General features: G+C 37.3%; 1 protein-coding gene. It reads left to right on the forward strand.

Annotated features, from left to right (window positions below; all coding sequences use genetic code 11):
- Positions 1-308 precede the first annotated feature (308 nt).
- Positions 309-1162, forward strand: an 854-nt coding sequence (locus CK510_RS30640) for a sensor histidine kinase (RefSeq protein WP_245912539.1), incomplete at its 3' end; no start/stop codon positions are given.

Here is a 1162-nt window from a genome sequence, read left to right on the forward strand (position 1 = left end):
CCTCAAGTCATTGCTCACCGTTGTGCTTACCTTAATGGATTAATCTTTGCTCGCTAAATAAAAAGTGGGATGCTCCCGTTTCGATGTTCACATCCTAAGCTCTACAAGACTTCCAACACATGAGGCTAAAGTCCTCAATTTGATGGGGACTTTAGTCCCTATTCAGCTAATGACCGATTTCTCTGGTATCTTGGCTGCATACAAGTTATCTTGATTGGTTGTGCGAAGATTATCGAATCTATTTTATGATTCTCCTAATTGAAAATCGGAAATATCCCCTAAGATTTCTGCTTTATTTTGAGTGGCTTTTGCTGGGTATTATAATTTGTAGTGAAACTTTCGCTTCTTTCTTTAGCTTGGCATCAAGTTTACCGAGAATCCCGTTATTAAATTTATTTTGTTTACTGATATTTGGAATTATTGGCTTAAAGTTGCCATCCCAAAATAAACTGAACAAAGTTATTTATACTGGCTTTGAGTTTGTTTTAATCGTACTGGCTTCAATGGTAGGAGGAATTTTGATTGTTCCCCTACTTTATCTAGTTTTGATAGCTCGTAATTGTTTGATATTTGAGGGTATTACTCGCTCAATAGTTAGTAGTTTGGCGATGATTTTTGCTTTAGTAACCCAATTATATCGAGCCAAATATATTAATATGGTTCAACCTCTCGCAATGAATCAACAGTTGGGATTGGTATTATTAGTTTCTGTATTAATCTTAGGAATTAGCACAGTTTTTATGCAGATGGCGGTTAATGCGATCGCTCAAGAATTTGAAAGTCGGCAAAAACTAGCTGTTGCTAATGATCAATTACGAGAGTATGCTTTGAGAATTGAAGAATTAGCCACAGTCCAGGAACGCAATCGCATTGCTCGTGATATTCACGATTCAGTTGGTCACGCTTTAACTGTTTCCAATTTACATTTAGAAGCTGCCTTAAAGCTATGGCAAACTGACCCAGAAGAAGCAACAGAATTTCTGATGGAAGCCAAACAATTGGGTTCTAATGCTCTTAAGGAAGTACGTCAATCAATCGCAACATTGCGAGTTGACCCACTTGTTGGGTTATCCCTCTCGGATGCGATCGCAAATTTGGTGGAGGAGTTTAAACGTTCGAGTGGGATTTTGACTATTTTAGAAATCAATCTACAATCCATAAT

Origin of the sequence: Brunnivagina elsteri CCALA 953, assembly GCF_002289455.1 — a bacterium.
GTDB lineage: Bacteria > Cyanobacteriota > Cyanobacteriia > Cyanobacteriales > Nostocaceae > Brunnivagina > Brunnivagina elsteri.